The sequence below is a fragment of the Bombilactobacillus folatiphilus genome (assembly GCF_023380265.1).
GTDB classification, from domain to species: Bacteria; Bacillota; Bacilli; order Lactobacillales; family Lactobacillaceae; genus Bombilactobacillus; species Bombilactobacillus folatiphilus.
In genome coordinates this window covers 160,467-177,904 of the sequence record NZ_CP093366.1, presented here as the reverse complement: position 1 = coordinate 177,904, position 17,438 = coordinate 160,467, and the positions used below count along the sequence as shown (strand labels likewise).

The following is a 17,438-nucleotide window of genomic DNA, read 5'->3' as shown; positions in this document are numbered from 1 at the left end:
AAATATTAGTGAAATATTTTAGCACAACCATAAGCGAAATAACACCATCGAAAAAGCATAGCTCCAACGCATTGGGCTATGCCAAAAGTAAAATTCAACGATTCGTTTCCAAATGTTCCACTAAGAACGCATTGACGATAAAAATGATCACCGTCAGTAAAATTAAAACGACAATCCCCCAAACGCCATTTACCGGCGCAAGTGAATTCCCTAAAAAGTGAATGTGTAATAGATTAGCTTGGATGAAACGGAACAGATATTGCAAGACTTTATACATAACTACAAAAAGTACTATATCCACCAAGATTTGAATCAATATCGGCATCTGACCTGGTAAATGGTCGACTAAAATATCGCTTAAAAAACCAATTAAATGGCAAAGTACTAAGAATAAAAGAACAGCCACAAACAAACCGACAAAAATTAGCAATAATCCAGATAAATAATGTGAACCCAGCCATGTATTTATATTCACATTTTCATGTAAAAAAATAGCCAGCATCATGCCCAAGAAGTAAACGCCATACACCACCGCTACGTATAACCAATTAACAATGACACTACTAATTTGGGCTAAATATAACTTCCAATCCGCAAGTGGAATCAAGCGATAACGATTAGTTTGAATTTGTCGACCACTTATCATCAGGGCTTGGATTATAAAATAAATTCCAAACACAAAACACCAAAAAACGCTGATCATCATTAATGGGACCAACCATTCTTTAGATTGAAACTGAACATGATTCATTTTGAAACTCACCGTGCCATTTGAAAACAGTGAGATAACAAATGTCAAAACGATACAGATTAAATTTAATCCTAAAGCTTTAGACCCTTTTTTCCATTGCTCCAGCGTCATTGCATGAAAAACCCGACTCCATTTAGTCATTTTGTGCCTCCCGTTCGTCATATAACTGTTCAAAATATTCTTCAACAGAGCAATGTTCTGATGCTAAAATGTCATCTGTAGCTCGATGCGCAAACACGGTTTGATCCTTAATCACCACTAATTCATCCAAAATCTGCACAATTTCTTCCAAATGATGACTACTGATTAAAATCGTCGCATCTTCGGGAATCCAGCTCAACATACCTTGGATAATCTTTTTGCGACTTAACACATCAATCCCGCTAAATGGTTCATCCAATAAGTACAAGCGAGCTTTTCTCGCTAAGGTCAAGGCCATGATTAAGCGTTCTTTCATGCCTTTAGATAGCGCGCCTAATTTTTGTTGGTTATCTAATTGCAAAAATGCCACTAATTCCTGATAACGTTGGATGTCAAAATCTGGATAGACCATTTGATAAAATTGATTAATTTCTTTGAGAGATGTTCGCTTTTTAAAACCACGTAACTCGTCTGAATAACTCACCAGCGCTTTGCGTTTAACGATATCTGTCTCTTTTTGAAAGAAAATTTGCCCTTGATAATCAGTTGCTACACCAGCAATCAAGCGCATCAAAGTTGTTTTACCTGCACCATTGAGTCCTGCCAAACCAATAAAATGGCCCGCAGTCAAAGTTAGATTCACTTGTTGCAAAATTGTTTTTTGCTTCTTCTTATAACTTAAATTCACAATTTTTAAGAGTTCATCATTTTTCATCTTCCGCCATCCTCTCACCAAAATAAGTTTTGATGTAATACAACATTTCGCCTTGATCTAATCCAATTCGGGACAAGGATTCATACATTTTGCTCAAAGATTGTTGAATAATTTTGATACGAATCTCATCAATTACCTGTGGATTTTCTGTTACAAAATTGCCACGGCCGCGCTTCGTTTCGATGATTCCCTCGCGGATCAATTCCGTCAGCGCCTTTTGAATCGTATTGATATTAACTTCCAGTTGAACCGATAAGTCCCGCACGGACGGTATTTTGGCTCCCAAAGGATATTTTTGTGAAACAATTTGTTGATTAATCAAATCTTTAATTTGAAGATAGATAGGAATATTATCTTTAAATTTCATCTGCATATGCCCTCCATCTGTGTGCTATTACAGCATAACACATTTTGTCAAAAATGCAAGCGACCAAATTATCCAATGATAACTTTAAGCAAAATATTTATCAGTATTCTAATAAACAAAATCAGAATCCTAATTAGGATTTTTCTACGACTTAGAGCATACTTGCAACATACCAAAAACAAGGGAGCTCAAAATAATGAAAACCAGCTTATTCACCAATCAAACAACGATTCGAAGTTCAGCTCAACGTGTTCAAGGAGTGCTGAGTGAACCACAAAATCTTTTACAATGGGATTCCGAAATAACTGAACTGCAACCACTGGAAGCAAATCAATTTGTGATTTATCGCCAAAATGCAGCCATTAATCAACAAGAAACAATCAAAATAATCACCAGCGAAAAGCTTATCCGTTACGTCTCGACTAATGGTACGATTGAATATCAGGTGGACTGGCTAATTGAACCAATATCCGAACATACCACCAATTTATCGCAAACCTTATTTTTAACAGAGAAGAATCTGTTTTTGCCACTAGCTGAATTACTTCGCCCTGTAACTAAAAAAGCTTTCTATGAAAATTTAAAAACTTTAAAACTAGTTTGCGAACAACAAATCGGCACCAAAATATTTTAAAATTTAGTGTAAAATAAGTGTGATAACCGATTAAGTGAAGTGATTTTGTAAATGTTGAACTATGAAAGTGAAATTGAGCAACGTTTGGGACAATTAATTAAGGACCAACGTTGCCAGCTGCAAATGTCGCAGCATGAGTTAGCCGAGGGGATTTGTTCACAATCGATGGTTAGCAGTATCGAACATGGTTCATATATTCCCAATGCGCTCTTGTTTCTCAAATTGTGTCATCGATTAAATATTCATTTGGATGATTCCTTTTTAAAATCTGAATTAATTTTGAATAGTAGCGCAACTTTTAGCAAAGACATTTTTGCTTTATGTAAACAGCACAAATATGCTGAAATGTTAAGTTATTTAAATGAAGAAAGTGTATTAGATAGTTTAAACACAACCAATGATTTGCAAACTTATTACTACTATTATGGTTGCGCGATTTATCAATTGAAGCATAGCGCTGTGGAAGCAAAACGTTATTTTCAGATTGCTTCATTATATAGTCATGACCAAGGCAAGAAGCGGTCGAAGCCCGCAGAAGTAGAAATTTTGATTCTGAACGCCACTGCAGTCGTGGAAATGCAACTTGGGCATACCCAAAAAGCGCTCGGACAGTTTACTGAAGCACGACAGAACTTGGATTTGAGTCATAATTCTAGTGAAAACTTAAATGTGATTGACTATCAGTATGGCCTTGCCTTGTATAAATTGGAAAAGTATCCTGACGCGCTGGCCGTGTTGCTAGCTGGTTATGATCGGATTCGACAAATCGAATCATACTTTATGTTACCAGAATATGCTTTGATGATTATGAATTGCTATCAGCACTTAGGCAACAACACTGAAGTGGCCAAATATAAAGCTCACTATGACGTTTTTGCTGACGTTATGCTAAATAAAAATGATGGATAAATTATCCATCATTTTTTAGATATCCAAACCAATTTTTTGTCATAATTCTCTTGATAGGTCTTTTTTTGACCGATTGAATCAAGCCTCTTTATTCAAAATCATCCAGCTTAATTAGATTTATCAACAATAGTGACGTGAACCAAAATTTAATTAGCGAACAGAGTGCATAAGTTTAAACACGTATAAAAATGTGTTATATTGGTAGTGAAAAGGAGCTAGTGTGGGAACACTAACTCCTTGGTGAAGTTGCTAAGACAGTGACTATTCAAAACTTAAATTTCAAATAACCATCAGCCTTGCAGGGCTAAAATGGTTATTTTTTTGCTTATATAAATATATGAGCAAAAAGATTAACGCCAGAACATCTTGAGTATGACTTAAAACTAAATTTAAGTTCGTCAAGAGCTGGTTGATTAATCTCAAAGTATCCATCATGGATACCCGACTACTCCTTTCTTCAGAATGTGCGTTTACAGTTTTTACACCATAAGCACCACTTCCCTTCGGGAATAGCCACCATCTTAGCTTTTTGCTTCACCAATAAATATTTTAACACACCAAAAAAGCCTACTAACTAGGCTTTTTAATTTGCGGTTTTACTATTGCTGACAAAGTTTAGCTTATGCCCATCAATAGCAACGCATTCTTACGGCGCATTTTTGATCGTATATTTCAACGTGGCCGTATATTGCGTCGGTTTAATCGTATTCAAGGAAGACGGCACGGGCACCAACATTTTAATCAAGGAATTTCCGGCGCTATCATCAAAATTAAAAGTTTTACTGGTATAACTATCGACCGGCTGTTGATACAAAATTGTATCTTGGCCCGGTTGCAACTGGATTGGCGTGGCAGAATCGCGTTCTCGTAAATCTAGTTGTGCTTGTTGCAAACCCACAGCGTTTTGCCCATCTTGAAAAACACTCAACCCCATCAAAATTTGATACGGTACATAATAATCATTGAATTCCGGATGCGCACTGCGCTGATCGTCGACTACGACTTGGTTATCACCGCTTTGATTGGTCAACGTTTTGCTTTCTGGAAAAATCAAATTGATTCGCCCGAAATTGAGATTCGGCAAATGGTCAAAACGCAAATAATTATATTGGCTATCCAAACCCAGATTTTTTTGGAGCGTGCCATTGGCGGCTACTTTAAAAGTATCGGTCAAACAATAATCCACACCATCGACGGTTTCTTCTTGATTCAATAACAGCGCCGAATCCAAGCCAGCACCGTTTTTCGTTGGCAATTTGCCTTTAATTGCTGACTTAGCAATTGCCACCGTGTAGGTTCCCGGCAACAAATTCTTAAATACATATTTGCCGTCGGCATCAGTTTTTGCGGACGTGACATATAACTTCTTATCATTAATATCCGACACCAATAAACTCACATCTAAATCTTGTAATTTAGCTTCCGTGGTATCCAGCTTGCCATCTTGATTCTGGTCTTGCCAAGCTGTGCCTTGAACTTGACCACCCATAAACAATGACGAAACTTTTTTGGTGGTTGTCGCCGAATAATTATTATCGTTATCTACTGCCACCGCGTGCAAATAACCCTTGGAATCCTTGGAAATCATGTCCGTTACCGCGTGATTAGCGGGCGTGTCAACCGCTACATAATGCGGATTCTTTGTCTTGTCGATATTGCCTTCATTATCCGCCACGGGTGTAATTTGCGTATCAGGACTATCATCAACCTGCCAAATATAGCCTTTCACTTTACTCAAAACGTCTTGTTTCATCACATCCGAATAGTAAGTCTCCGTATTGTTCTTGGCTTTGACGCGGTAATAATAAGTCGATGGCTGATCGTTACTGAATAAGCGACCTTGCAAACTTTGTTTGACGACAGTCGCCGCACCATAATACAAATCAATCGTGGGTGCATCAGGTTTAGCGGTATCTTTGACCGTACGGTCCTCGCCCTTGGTACTCAAGTTCAAAGTACTGGTGTAGTACATCATATTGGCAATAATCATGGCTTCTTCGGGGGTACAACTACCCACTGTATGACCAGTCTGAATCAGAGCGTAATTATTATTAGTGACTAAATAAAAATTATTGTCAGCTACTGCACCTGAAGAATTCTTGCTGACCACGCCAGCATTATTCATATAACTCATATCAGCTGCCCCTAGACTTGGATTAAAAAAAGGTGGACCAACATATTGCAGCCAACGCTGACCTCCACCTTGATACGGATAAAACTGACCTTCATTATGTGAAAAAGAAATCGTAAATTTGTTATTTGGTTCAAACTTCAACAAATCATTCGGATAAGTAGCTAAAAAACCATCTTTAGAATTATCCGTAAACGCCACAGTTGTTGATCCCAATGTTACCTCTGGCTTATTTAGCTTTAGTCCCAAATTGGAGGCAAAAGTTCCATAATTGGAATGGGCTGAACGTACTGTATCGTGTCCAAAAATTAGCGAACGACCGGTGAGACCAAAATCTTTGGTCACAGTCAGCGCATTAGCACTTAAATCATCACCGCCAACATCATGTGAACCAAAATACACCCCATCATAATTGTACTGGCCACTACTATTTTTAACTAAATATTGACTTGGATGAGTGTTAAATGCCGACATGGCTACATAGTCAACACTGATTAAACCGTCCGAAATCACTTGTCCATCAGGATTTTTTTGACTTAACCAACTTCCTAAATACTTCCCATTATCGCCATAATTATCGGGATAAACATTCAAAACTTTAATTTTCTTACCGTAATTACTCGTTGTATCCTTAAAATCCAAGCTAGTTAGATCTGAACCTTGCGCTTTTTGTAAGATATAACCGTCTTGGAGATTGGGCACGGTGTCCCAATTCAAACTCACATAAGCTTTGTGCCCATCATTGTAACCGCTTTGCGTGGTCAATGTGAACGAAAAGGGTGCTGTTGATTTTTGAGCCACGCTACCGGCAATCGTATCGCTGGCTTGCGTTATATGTAAGGAAACGAAAAAACTAAGCACGAGAGCGAATAGGAGTACCCCCCCCCCCCTAGGATTTTCTTATAATTACTATTAGCTTGAGCTAATGATAAATAGTGTCGCGTTTTAACACACTTCCCCTGATTTAGCTAAACTTACACTTGTGAAATTGATTTCAGTTTAAAACGTTTACGCGTAGTTTGCAAATCAGCAAACAAAGTCAGTTGTGATTCACGGGAATTATTTTTAGCTGAAACGACTTTTTCAAAACTAAATTAACTAAAAAGATTCAGATTTAATGGCTTTCATCTTAAAAAGACTATTTTTTTAACTAATAATTATGATATTTTATTTTTTGAATATTTTTTTGACAAACTATTCGTGAAATATTAAACAATATAAAAAGTGTTGCCCTTAAAAAGCAACACTTTTCCCTTTTTATCTTACTTACCAGCTTTTGGCAAAGCCGGATTACTATCATCATATTCATATTGGCTGATAAAGCCAGCTTGCATATAATTGCGCAAGCGATCCACTTCCGGTCCGTGATCGGCGTCCAACAATTGCGGAAAACCACCTCGAATCGTATTATCATAGGCAGCTTGATTTTGCGTTTGCGGTTTAATGGCCTGTACCAGATCAAACGCTCGCCCTGCCACAATATCATCAAATTCCCATTTTTCTAAATCTTCAAACACAATTTTGATTTTGCCATGTGGCGTACCCTTCAAACACTGCGCTGACTTAACTTCCTCGCGACTTCGGTAACGTAAGGAATCCTTCTTTTTTAAATCATAGAAGAACACTTTGGTTCCCGCGGTAAAAATCACTTGCTCCAAAGCGCCATCTTCATTAAGCGCAATACTATTCATCTTTTCAGACACATTAGCTAATGCGGGCAAAACTTTTTTCACTTTGACTTCCGGTAAATATTTGCGAACAAATTGTTCATTCGCGGCTAAATCGGCACTCATCCAATCACCATCCTTCAATGTTTAGCTAAAACAAAGATCAATCCTAACACAGCCACTAAAACAATGATTCCTGCAAAAATCTTTTCATATTTGGTAAACACTGCTTCATGTGGCGCATATTGCTTACGTCCATAGATGAAGACGGGAATGCCCAAAGCGTAAATAATGAATGATAAAGTCGTATATTCAATGCCCGCCGCGTAACCCATGAATAATGTTCCTAAGGCCGCTAACAAACTAATGTACCGCGCTGATTGACGTGATGAAGTCACAGTTAATTTTTGCGGATTGAACATTTGTTCGCTATTTGTCGATTTGAATAGATACATCATGGAAATCAAGTACGGTGGCACTGTCATGGTGCCGACAATCGTCAACATTGTATTGAATGCATTGACGGCAAAGTGCGTGCCGATAATAATGACCTGCATCACAATGGTTGACACAATCACGGAAAATGATGGCACATTATTCTTATTAATCTTGGCGAAAGCCTTAGGGAAAGTCTTATCTTGAGCCGCAGCCGCTGGCATTTGTGACAATAACAAAGTCCAAGTCAACCAGCTAGATAAAACGGCCAAGATAACGCCAAAGGTAATAACCAAACGCCCCCAAGGTCCGACCACCAGATTCATTAATTCACCCGAAGACGGTGAATGCATCGCCGCAATTTGTCCATAACTTTTCAATCCTAGCGGCAACAATGATGCCATTGCATACAACACTAAACAGATTAAGAAGCCGTATTTCGTAGCGGTCCGCACATCTTTTTGACTGCGCGCCTTCCCTGACAAGACGACCGCACCTTCAACGCCACCAAAGACCCACAAGGTCGTCATCATGGTGTTCTTGACTTGACTGGCCAACGAACCCAGATTCTTATCACCAAGACTGGCGACCGCGTGATTAGCGAACATGTTCGTAGTAAAAGTATCCCAATTAAAGACCACAATCATCGTAATTAAGAACACCGCCGTCGATAACAGCATCACGACCGTACCGGTGATATCAACCCAGCTGGCACCCTTAATGCCGTTGAGGATCAACAGACTCATGCCCCACAAAATTAAACTATTCAAAATTAACGATGGAATATTATTTCCATTGCCAAAGGTTCCCGGCCATAATGTATTTAATGTTGACATCAACAACACGGCATAAGTGACATTAGCGAAACATTCGCAAATCCAGTAACCCCAACTCACGAAAAAGCCTGTAAAGCGGCCAAAACCATCGTCTGCGTACTTGTATAAACCGGTGATGAATTGCGGACGAATTTCGGAGAGAGTCAAAAATGAGCGCACAATAAACCACATAATAATTCCCGTTAAAATCCAACCCAAAACTTGGCCTAACATCCCAGCTTTGATCGCCATGTTTTGCGGCAAATCATAAATACCGCCCCCGACCATTGCCGACAAAACAAACGCGATCAGGCCGATAACACCGACTTTTTGGGTATTAGAACTTTTTGACGCTTGCTTTTCTTGCGCAGCCACATCAATTCCCCCTCAAATTAATATAATTAGTATTTAATCTTTTTAGTTTCGACCAGTGATTCATAATTCATCTGGTCTAGCCATTGTGGTAACGTCAACTTTTCCATAATTTCCATATCTTTATCTGGCGTTAAGAGTGAACCATTCGGAATCGAATCAACTGGCATCGCAAAATAGGGTGCCGCGGTAATCGCATTACCAATTTGTCCCGGCTCCATCATCGTATGCGCAAAACCAATCCACGAACTTGCAAACGAAGTATCCGCATCTTGACCACACGCTGCAATGGATTTGGCAACGGCTTGACGCCGATGATTCAAAAATTCAAGCAATTCTTCTTCATTCGGCGTATTCCACACACCCGCATCTTCAATGTACATACTCGAATTACGTTCAGGATCCTTGGCAAACGAAATCGCAATTGCTGACCACACACCGTAACCTTGCCCCGGCTTCATCTCTTGATCGGCTTTAGGTCGCGAAGCGGTGACACCCTTATTCGCACAAACAATGAAACTCCCCGGTGCTGGATAATGTCGACGTTGATCCCGCACGCCAAAATATTCCACTAACGAATCCTGCAACGGCTTGGCATCATAAATGGGCAAATCACTGCCATCCCATTGTTTCACACTAAATAACGGCTTTGCTTGATCCACTTGCGGATTGCGCAATAAGTCATACCCTAAAAAATGCCCTTGTGGTCCAGTAAAACTAGACGCTGTTGTCATATTAATTTGCCCAATATAAGCATTTTTCGTTTCGGCTCGATCATACGAAACAATGCCGTCTAACACATCATCATCCGTTTTTTCACGAACGCCCGCGTCCACTTTGACTCCAGTAACATAGCCATTGCCCAGATTACCCGGTTCCATGTAACCGCGTGAATATTGTTTATAAGGACTGATCGCAATTCGATCAATGCCAATTTTGTTCAAACTTAAATCTAATTCTGCCATTTTGTTACCTCCAAAGTTTTGTGACTTTGCCAGCCCTTTATACGGCATATCATAAAATCCACATTTTTATTTATCAAGTAATAAGCTATATAAGACATATTAGTTGAATCTAAATATATTTATGATATTAATTATGGATAAGTGTGCCCAATTGACTTTCTGAAACCAAAAAAATAGCATTCATCATTCGGCGAATGCTATTCTAAATTTAGGCTTACCGCTTTTGTTTTCGATGACGGAGCCAAAAATTCAATGATAAGAGAATTAAGAATCCGGCGCCAATCGCGGCCGAAATACGGGTATCAGGATTAATGAACATGAAAATGACAATAATAATCAACGAGACCAATGCCAGATAATTTGTCCACGGATACAAGGGCATTTTGAACGGGTGATCAACCATCAAATCTTGATTATCCGCCCGAAAACGCAGTTCCGACAACAAAATAACAATCCACGGCACCATCCCCGGCAATACACTGGAACTATAAACTAAGACAAACAGATTGGCAGTCGATTTACTATACGCAGAAAAGACTGTATTCAAAATAAAGCCTAATAAAATCCCACCTGCAATCGCTAGAATCGCCACATATGGCACCTGTCTAGTAGATAATTTCGACATGGATTCAGAGATTTCACCATCTTTAGATAATTTGAATAACATCCGGCTCGAACTGTAAATTCCGGAATTAGCCCCCGACATCGCCGCCGTTAACACAACAAAATTAATAATTCCCGCGGCACCTGCAATTCCCACTTTCGAAAAAGTTTCCACAAAAGGTGAACCGACACTTTCAAGTTGATTCCACGGATAAATTGTCACAATCACAAAAATTGCGCCAATATAAAAAATCAAGATGCGCCACACAATGGATTTAATCGAAGCTACAATCGCGTGCTTAGGATGAGCTGCTTCGCCCGCCGTAATACCCAAAACTTCAATTCCTTGATACGAGCCTACGACAATGGACAATGCAAAGATAAAACCTTTGACGCCACCCGTAAAAAAGCCGCCGTGTTTCCATAAGTTACTCAGACCAATAGCCTGCCAATGATTCCCCAAACCCAAAAAGATCACCAAAAACCCTAAGACAATCATCAAGATAATCGTGACCACTTTGATCAATGCAAAATAAAATTCCAACGTGCCATAAGCTTTCGCCGAGGTTAAATTAGCGAGGGCTAAAGTAACAATCACCACAATCCCCGAAACCCAGTCGGGCAAGTTAGGCCACCAATAATTCAAATAAGTACTAACAGCAATCACTTCACTAATACCCACAATAATATATTGAAACACGTTGCTCCACTTGGTTAAATATCCAGCCAGTGGATGAATATAAGTGGTGGCATAATCCGCGAACGAGCCCGTAGTGGGATTAATAAAAATCATTTCCCCTAATGCCCGCATGACTAAGTACAATAAAATTCCCACAAAAGCATAGGCTAATAAGACTGAGGGTCCCGTCCATTTAATGGTCGAGGTGGAACCCATAAATAACCCTACCCCAATGGTTCCGCCCAAGGCAATCATCTGCATTTGCCCACCTGATAACGAACGCTTTAACTGGCGTTCTGAATATTCCTGCTTAGCTTTCATCACCAAACTCCTTCTCAAATCAACTAAAAAACGTCCAACCAACTTAATATCGCATTGGGATATTAGCTGATTGGACGTTTTGTTTACGTTTATTTTAGCAGCACGTTAAACATCCCAACCAGCCATAATGGTGGTTGAGGTGGTAGTTGTTAGATAATTTTCGAAACTAAATTGAATTTCTGGACAAAGAACCATCACATTTTCTCCGCTCTGCAATTAATAATTAGAAGAATATCATTATTATTAAAAGAAAGCAAGTAGCCATTTCATAATTTTTCCATAGAATCCGTAAATAAAATTAGCATTACTTTGCAAAATGTCCTTATAAAATACATCATGCTTAGATCAGCCATGAAAAAAACTTTCCAGTTTATAATGGATCTAAACTAGCGAATATAGACTATTTCCACTTCCAGCTACCGATTTTGATTTTGAACACCCTTGTTGAGTGTGCTATTTTAAAGGTAACCAAGCACTCCAGATGTCATTATAACTAGGGTTGTTGGGTCGAATTTTTGGAAGGAAGATTAAAGATGGCAAAACAAAAAGTAGTGATTGTAGGTGCTTCCCACAGTGGACATCAATCAATTTTAGAATTATTAACACGTTATCATGATAATGTGGAGATTACATTATTTGAAGCGGATGACTTTATTTCGTTCATGTCTTGCGGAATGGAATTGTATTTGGAAGATTGCGTGACGGATGTCAACGATGTCCGCAATTTTCGCCCGGAAAGTTTTCCATAGGAAAATGTGCATATTTGTAATAATCATCAAGTCACTAAGATTAACGGGGACCAAAAGACCGTTAATGTGACAGATACCAAAACTGGTCAAAATCAAGTGGTTGCTTATGACAAATTGATTCTCAGTCAGGCGTCACACCTAAATCGCTACCCATTCCCGGCCACGATCTAGACAATGTCGATTTAATGTGGGGCTTTGATTGGGCAACTAAAATTAAAGCGAAATTAACCGACCCGCAAGTCAAAAATGTGACCGTTGTTGGTGCTGGCTATATTGGTATTGAGGCTGCCGAAGCTGCTACTAAAGCTGGCAAACATGTGACACTGTTAGACGTTATTGCACGACCTCTGGGCACTTATTTAGACGCGGAAATGACTGATATTTTGAGCCAACATTTAACGGATCAAGGTGTTAACGTACAAACGAATGTCCAAATTACAGAATTTAGCGGGCAAAATGGTCAAGTTAAAGCAGTCAAAAGCAATCAAGGCACTTATCCGAGCGATTTAGTGATTCAAGCAACTGGTGTAAAACCTGCTACCGATTGGCTCAAAGGTACGATTGATTTAGATGAGCGCGGTTGGATTCAAACAGATGAGTATTTAAGAACGAACTTGCCTGATGTCTATGCTATCGGTGATGCGACTTTGGCTTATTCGGTGGCGGCTGGTCAAAAAATGCCAATTGCCCTCGCCACGGTAGCACGGCGTGAAGCTCGCTATATCGTGCAACATTTGTTTGAAGATCAACCTAACAAACCATTTGGTGGCGTCGTAGGTTCTTCTGCTTTGAGTGCTTTTGACTATCATTTTGCCGAAAGTGGATTGAATAGTTTCACTGCTCAAAATGCCAGTGTGCCTATCGCAAGTGATTTTTATCAAGACACTTTGCGTCCTAGTTATGTGCCTCAAAACCAAGGCAATCCTGATGTTTATGTTCAATTATTCTTCGATCCAAAAAGTCATCGCCTTCTGGGCGGTGCCGTCTTATCGACTGCTGATATTACCGCCCAAGGTAATGTTTTATCTTTGGCAATTCAACATCAATTAACCCTTGAAGATTTGGCTGAAGCCGATTTCTTCTTCCAGCCCGGCTTTGATCGTCAATGGAGTTTATTAAATCTGGCCGCACAACATGCGTTAGGTGAAATTGAGTTTACCAGAAAATAACTGCTGCACAAAATAACAAAAAAATTCTGAAATCGTCAAATGGTTTCAGAATTTTTTTATGGCTAATAAGTTTCTATTCCATAGTTACATATATCCTAACCCATCAAAATTTGCTATGATAAGGACAATTACGATAGAAAAGAGTGAGTTCATGAAACAAGGTACCCATATTTTAACATTAGATAACGGTTATCATCTTTGGACGCGCACGGTGGGTCAAGGTGACATCAAATTACTCTGTCTGCACGGTGGTCCTGGTGGTACACATGAATACTGGGAAAACTTTGGTGATGAGTTAGCCGATTTAGGCGTGGAAGTCACCATGTACGACCAGCTAGGTTCCTTTTATTCTGATCAACCAGATTATAGTGATCCCAAAATTGCGGACAAATACCTCACCTATGATTATTACTTAAATGAAGTTGAAGAAGTTCGCCAAAAATTAGGCTTAGACAATTTCTATTTAATTGGACAATCTTGGGGTGGACTATTGGTTCAAATGTACGCGGCCAAATACGGTCAACACTTAAAAGGTGCAATTATCTCCAGTATGGTGGACGAAATTGACGAATATGTTACACATGTTAATCAATGCCGCATGGATTGCTTAGGTCCTGACAAAGTTGCTTACATGGAACAAATTGAACAAGAAAATCGATTAGCTGATCCAACTTATCAAAGTTATGTCGATATTCTCAACGCAGAATATGTGGATCGCAAACAACCTGAAGCCATTCGCCACTTAGTTTCTACGATGGCTACCGACGTTTATAACGTCTTCCAAGGTGACAATGAATTCGTCATCACCGGCAAGTTAGGTCAATGGCATTTTCGTGAGCATTTGCATGAAATCACCGTGCCTACTCTGTTAACTTTTGGCGAACATGAAACCATGCCAATTGCGACAGCCAAAATTATGCAAGAAAAAATTCCGCATGCTCGCTTAGTCACCACACCCAATGGTGGTCATCATCATATGATTGATAATGCGCCTGTTTATTTTGAACATTTGAAGCAATTTATCAACGACGTTGAAAGTGATAATTTCAACGATTAAATCGTTTTCTTGAACATTGTGAGAAATCCTAATCTCATAATGTTTTTTTATTTGAAAAATTATACACATTCTTTCATTAAACGAGTAAAATGACGATGGGAGGTAGTTTTATGAAATACACAGTTTATATCCTGCGTCACGGTCGAACCTGGTTCAATACTTATGATAAAATGCAAGGCTGGTCGGACAGCCCTTTAACCACTGAAGGAACAGCGGTTGCTGAAAGAGCCGCTCAACAACTAAAAGATGTGCCATTTGACTTAGCAATTTCCTCTGATGCAAGACGGGCCATTGATACTTGTCGACTCATCACCTCAGCAAACGTCAATCATCAAACTTTGATTCCCCAAAAATCACCTCGTTTTCGTGAAGAATTTTATGGTTATTTTGAGGGTATGAACTCTACCGAAACTTGGCATATGGTGCTAGCACCACATGGCTTTGGTTCATTTAACGAAGCTGCCCAAGAAGTTGGTTTAGACCAAACCAAAGATTGGATGAAAGCAGCCGACCCGTTTCACGATGCTGAAGATGCTCACGAATATTGGCAACGTTTGGAAGCTGGTTTCAACGATTTAGATCAACTGGCTTTTGATGGTGCCAAAATTCTATTGGTGAGTCACGGCACCACAATTCGTTCCTTAGCCGAACGCTTTGGTGACGGTTCGTTTGAAGTGACAACCGGCCCTCAGAATTCTAGTTTAACCACTTTAGTTCGCGAAGATGGTCAAAATGTCGTCACTAGTTACAATCAAACTTTAGATAACGATTCATCAAACTAATCTTTTTATGTGCACAAAAAGCATCCCGTGGGATGCTTTTTTAATATTTTATGCCATTTTTTTATCAATATGATTGCCTAACAACGACAAACTGAAACAAACAATAAAGTATAAAACTGCTAACGCCGCAAACATCGGTAAAATGTAATTGGCATTTTGTCCGTAAATCACTTGCGCATGCTGCAACATTTCGGGCACCACAATAATGGTGGCCAACGAGGTATCTTTGATCAACGAAACAAATTGACTAATCAATGTCGGAATCATTTTCTTATATGCTTGCGGTAAAATAATATGCCACAAGGCTTGGACAAAACTCATGCCCACCGAACGGGCGCCTTCCATTTGCCCGACATCAACTGCATTCAAACCAGAACGCACAATCTCGGCAATCATCGCTGATTCAAACAACGTCATTGCGATAATGGCCGCCGGAATCGTATCAGGTTTGAACCCAAAATTCGGTAAGCCAAAATAAGTAAAGAAAATAATCAACAGCAACGGCAAGTTGCGGATAATATCAATCACAAAACCGACCACTGCGGACACATACTTAATTTTCGAATAACGAATAATCCCCAACAAGGAACCTAAAATAAAACTCAAAATGACCGAAATCACCGAAATATAAATCGTAACCCATAAACCCATCAGCAAAAAGCGGATATTTAACCATGAAAAAGCTTGAATCCAAGTCTGCATTGATATCCACCTCCTAAGCCAGTTTCTTTTCTAAATATCGCATATAGTAACTCAACGGCAACGTAATCACCAAATACAAGACGCCGACCACCAGATAACTATTGATTGTGTCAAATGTCGTCGAAGCGATAGAATTAGCCTGATACATCAAATCAAAGCCCGCCACGAATGCTAAGACAGATGAATTTTTGACCAAATTCACAAATTGATTACCTAATGGCGGAATCACGATTTTAAAAGCTTGCGGCAAAATAATATAGCGCATTGCCTGCCAATAAGTCATCCCCACCGAACGGGCACCTTCCATTTGTCCCACGGACACGGACTGAATCCCAGAACGAACTGTTTCGGCAATAAAAGCTGAGGTATATAGCGTCAAACCAATGGTCCCCGCCGTAAAGCCATTAATTTTGACGATAAACATCGGAATGACTAAATAAAAGAACATTGTGATAACCAACAACGGAATATTCCGGAAAATTTCAACATAAGTTTTTGCCACAATGCGGGCTGTTTTATTCGGCAAAACCTCCATAATTGCGAACAACGCGCCAATAATCAAGCTAAAGACCAGCGCCAAGATACTTGAAAGCACCGTCCAGCAGAAGCCGACAAGAAGTTGGCTGCCAAAATGCGTAAAAATATTAATCATTTGCGATACAACTCCTTATAATTAAATCCCGGAACATTACCAAACCATTTTTTAACTAAGCGATTATACTCACCATCATGTTGCATCTCCAACACTGCTTTATCCACCGCACGGGTAAATGATTTTTGCCCCTTATTCACGGCTACTCCGTAAGGTTCCTTGGTGAAAGTCCCGCCGCGGACAACGAAACCAGGATTTTCGACAGCTAAACCATATAAAATGCCGTTATCTGTCGTCAACGCGTCACCTTGATGCGATTTTAAGGCATTCATCGCTTGAGCGTAATCTTGCAGTTCCACCACCTTGGCCTTGGGTGATTGCTGTTTAATATTTTGCACGGAATTTGCGCCGACAACCCCAATCACCGTTTTACCATTCAAATCTTTCGCGTTCTGAATGGACGAATTTTTAGGCACCAATAAAGATTGGCCTGCATTAAAATAATGATGCGAAAAATCAATAATTTTTTTGCGCTCAGGGGTAATGGACATCGTGGCAATGACCGCGTCAACGTTGCCATTTTTCAACAACGGTACTCGTGATTGCGAAGTAACTGTAACCAGATTAGCCTTGCCCTTGGGTCCTAAAATATGCTTAGTAATGTGCTTGGCCATATCGACATCAAACCCTTTTTGCTGACCATCTTTCACATCAACTAAGCCAAACAGTTTGACGTCACCCTTAACCCCCCAAGTGATCGTTTTAGTGGCCTGCGCATTCTTCAAAACCGATTGATTAGCCACACTTTTTCCACAGCCAGTGAGCATCAATAAACTAATTAATAAGGAGAATAACCAAAAACGTTTTTTCATTATGGACCCT

The 17,438-nt window shown here is 39.6% G+C and carries 15 protein-coding genes and 1 pseudogene; 5 read left to right on the top strand and 11 right to left on the bottom strand.

Annotated elements, in window-relative coordinates:
• Nucleotides 1-94 precede the first annotated feature (94 nt).
• From MOO45_RS00795 to MOO45_RS00785, 3 genes are read right to left on the bottom strand one after another with little or no spacing between them, the layout of a single operon-like run.
• Nucleotides 95-892, bottom strand: a complete 798-nt coding sequence (locus MOO45_RS00795) for a hypothetical protein (protein WP_249514530.1) — start codon at nt 890-892, stop codon at nt 95-97.
• The gene (locus MOO45_RS00790; RefSeq protein WP_249514529.1) at nt 885-1,607 is read right to left on the bottom strand and encodes an ATP-binding cassette domain-containing protein; all 723 of its coding nucleotides are present in this window, start codon (nt 1,605-1,607) and stop codon (nt 885-887) included. Before MOO45_RS00790 ends, MOO45_RS00795 begins: the two co-directional genes overlap by 8 nt.
• Nucleotides 1,597-1,974 carry a GntR family transcriptional regulator gene (locus MOO45_RS00785; protein WP_249514528.1) on the bottom strand — a complete coding sequence of 126 codons (378 nt, stop codon included), beginning with the start codon at nt 1,972-1,974 and terminating at the stop codon, nt 1,597-1,599. The genes MOO45_RS00790 and MOO45_RS00785 overlap by 11 nt, the downstream gene beginning before the upstream one ends.
• Before the next feature lie 196 nt (nt 1,975-2,170).
• On the opposite strand from MOO45_RS00785, the gene MOO45_RS00780 reads away from it, so the two are divergent.
• The gene (locus MOO45_RS00780) at nt 2,171-2,608 is read left to right on the top strand and encodes an SRPBCC family protein (RefSeq protein WP_249514527.1); all 438 of its coding nucleotides are present in this window, start codon (nt 2,171-2,173) and stop codon (nt 2,606-2,608) included.
• A 51-nt stretch (nt 2,609-2,659) separates the two neighbouring features.
• A complete protein-coding gene (locus MOO45_RS00775; RefSeq protein WP_249514526.1) occupies nt 2,660-3,517 on the top strand; it encodes a helix-turn-helix domain-containing protein in 858 nt (285 codons plus the stop codon).
• 646 nt (nt 3,518-4,163) lie between these two features.
• On the opposite strand, the gene MOO45_RS00770 is transcribed toward MOO45_RS00775, so the two are convergent.
• The 5 genes from MOO45_RS00770 to MOO45_RS00750 all read right to left on the bottom strand — a co-directional run bounded on the left by MOO45_RS00770 (nt 4,164) and on the right by MOO45_RS00750 (nt 11,505).
• A complete protein-coding gene (locus tag MOO45_RS00770) occupies nt 4,164-6,509 on the bottom strand; it encodes an SdrD B-like domain-containing protein (RefSeq protein ID WP_249514284.1) in 2,346 nt (781 codons plus the stop codon).
• Nucleotides 6,510-6,910: 401 nt separating this feature from the next.
• Nucleotides 6,911-7,441: a histidine decarboxylase maturation protein HdcB gene (hdcB, locus tag MOO45_RS00765; protein ID WP_249514525.1), complete on the bottom strand. Its 531-nt coding sequence runs from the start codon at nt 7,439-7,441 to the stop codon at nt 6,911-6,913.
• A 14-nt stretch (nt 7,442-7,455) separates the two neighbouring features.
• Nucleotides 7,456-8,940, bottom strand: a complete 1,485-nt coding sequence (locus tag MOO45_RS00760; RefSeq protein WP_317619040.1) for an amino acid permease — start codon at nt 8,938-8,940, stop codon at nt 7,456-7,458.
• A 26-nt stretch (nt 8,941-8,966) separates the two neighbouring features.
• Nucleotides 8,967-9,902 (bottom strand): histidine decarboxylase, pyruvoyl type, encoded by a 936-nt coding sequence (gene hdcA, locus MOO45_RS00755; RefSeq protein ID WP_249514524.1) that lies wholly within the window; start codon nt 9,900-9,902, stop codon nt 8,967-8,969.
• Between the two features lie 214 nt (nt 9,903-10,116).
• Nucleotides 10,117-11,505 carry an amino acid permease gene (locus tag MOO45_RS00750; protein WP_249514523.1) on the bottom strand — a complete coding sequence of 463 codons (1,389 nt, stop codon included), beginning with the start codon at nt 11,503-11,505 and terminating at the stop codon, nt 10,117-10,119.
• A gap of 533 nt (nt 11,506-12,038) precedes the next feature.
• Between MOO45_RS00750 and MOO45_RS00745 the strand changes: the two are divergent.
• The 3 genes and pseudogenes from MOO45_RS00745 to MOO45_RS00735 all read left to right on the top strand — a co-directional run bounded on the left by MOO45_RS00745 (nt 12,039) and on the right by MOO45_RS00735 (nt 15,262).
• Nucleotides 12,039-13,423 (top strand): annotated as a pseudogene (locus tag MOO45_RS00745) (FAD-dependent oxidoreductase).
• A gap of 151 nt (nt 13,424-13,574) precedes the next feature.
• Complete coding sequence (locus tag MOO45_RS00740) at nt 13,575-14,480, top strand: proline-specific peptidase family protein (protein ID WP_249514522.1); 906 nt, start codon at nt 13,575-13,577, stop codon at nt 14,478-14,480.
• A 110-nt stretch (nt 14,481-14,590) separates the two neighbouring features.
• The gene (locus MOO45_RS00735; protein ID WP_249514521.1) at nt 14,591-15,262 is read left to right on the top strand and encodes a histidine phosphatase family protein; all 672 of its coding nucleotides are present in this window, start codon (nt 14,591-14,593) and stop codon (nt 15,260-15,262) included.
• A 48-nt stretch (nt 15,263-15,310) separates the two neighbouring features.
• On the opposite strand, the gene MOO45_RS00730 is transcribed toward MOO45_RS00735, so the two are convergent.
• Genes MOO45_RS00730 through MOO45_RS00720 form a run of 3 tightly spaced genes read right to left on the bottom strand, consistent with a single transcriptional unit; the run spans nt 15,311 to nt 17,428 of the window.
• The gene (locus MOO45_RS00730; RefSeq protein ID WP_249514520.1) at nt 15,311-15,964 is read right to left on the bottom strand and encodes an amino acid ABC transporter permease; all 654 of its coding nucleotides are present in this window, start codon (nt 15,962-15,964) and stop codon (nt 15,311-15,313) included.
• Between the two features lie 13 nt (nt 15,965-15,977).
• On the bottom strand, nt 15,978-16,616 hold the full coding sequence (locus tag MOO45_RS00725) for an amino acid ABC transporter permease (protein WP_249514519.1): 639 nt from the start codon (nt 16,614-16,616) through the stop codon (nt 15,978-15,980).
• Nucleotides 16,613-17,428 (bottom strand): transporter substrate-binding domain-containing protein, encoded by an 816-nt coding sequence (locus tag MOO45_RS00720; RefSeq protein WP_249514518.1) that lies wholly within the window; start codon nt 17,426-17,428, stop codon nt 16,613-16,615. The genes MOO45_RS00725 and MOO45_RS00720 overlap by 4 nt, the downstream gene beginning before the upstream one ends.
• Between the last annotated feature and the right edge of the window lie 10 nt (nt 17,429-17,438).

Coding starts and splice junctions, on each gene's coding strand:
- MOO45_RS00795 (WP_249514530.1), bottom strand. CDS start 892: ATGACTAAATGGAGTCGGGTTTTTCATGCAATGACGCTGGAGCAATGG.
- MOO45_RS00790 (WP_249514529.1), bottom strand. CDS start 1,607: ATGAAAAATGATGAACTCTTAAAAATTGTGAATTTAAGTTATAAGAAG.
- MOO45_RS00785 (WP_249514528.1), bottom strand. CDS start 1,974: ATGAAATTTAAAGATAATATTCCTATCTATCTTCAAATTAAAGATTTG.
- MOO45_RS00780 (WP_249514527.1), top strand. CDS start 2,171: ATGAAAACCAGCTTATTCACCAATCAAACAACGATTCGAAGTTCAGCT.
- MOO45_RS00775 (WP_249514526.1), top strand. CDS start 2,660: ATGTTGAACTATGAAAGTGAAATTGAGCAACGTTTGGGACAATTAATT.
- hdcB (WP_249514525.1), bottom strand. CDS start 7,441: ATGAGTGCCGATTTAGCCGCGAATGAACAATTTGTTCGCAAATATTTA.
- hdcA (WP_249514524.1), bottom strand. CDS start 9,902: ATGGCAGAATTAGATTTAAGTTTGAACAAAATTGGCATTGATCGAATT.
- MOO45_RS00750 (WP_249514523.1), bottom strand. CDS start 11,505: ATGAAAGCTAAGCAGGAATATTCAGAACGCCAGTTAAAGCGTTCGTTA.
- MOO45_RS00740 (WP_249514522.1), top strand. CDS start 13,575: ATGAAACAAGGTACCCATATTTTAACATTAGATAACGGTTATCATCTT.
- MOO45_RS00735 (WP_249514521.1), top strand. CDS start 14,591: ATGAAATACACAGTTTATATCCTGCGTCACGGTCGAACCTGGTTCAAT.
- MOO45_RS00730 (WP_249514520.1), bottom strand. CDS start 15,964: ATGCAGACTTGGATTCAAGCTTTTTCATGGTTAAATATCCGCTTTTTG.
- MOO45_RS00725 (WP_249514519.1), bottom strand. CDS start 16,616: ATGATTAATATTTTTACGCATTTTGGCAGCCAACTTCTTGTCGGCTTC.
- MOO45_RS00720 (WP_249514518.1), bottom strand. CDS start 17,428: ATGAAAAAACGTTTTTGGTTATTCTCCTTATTAATTAGTTTATTGATG.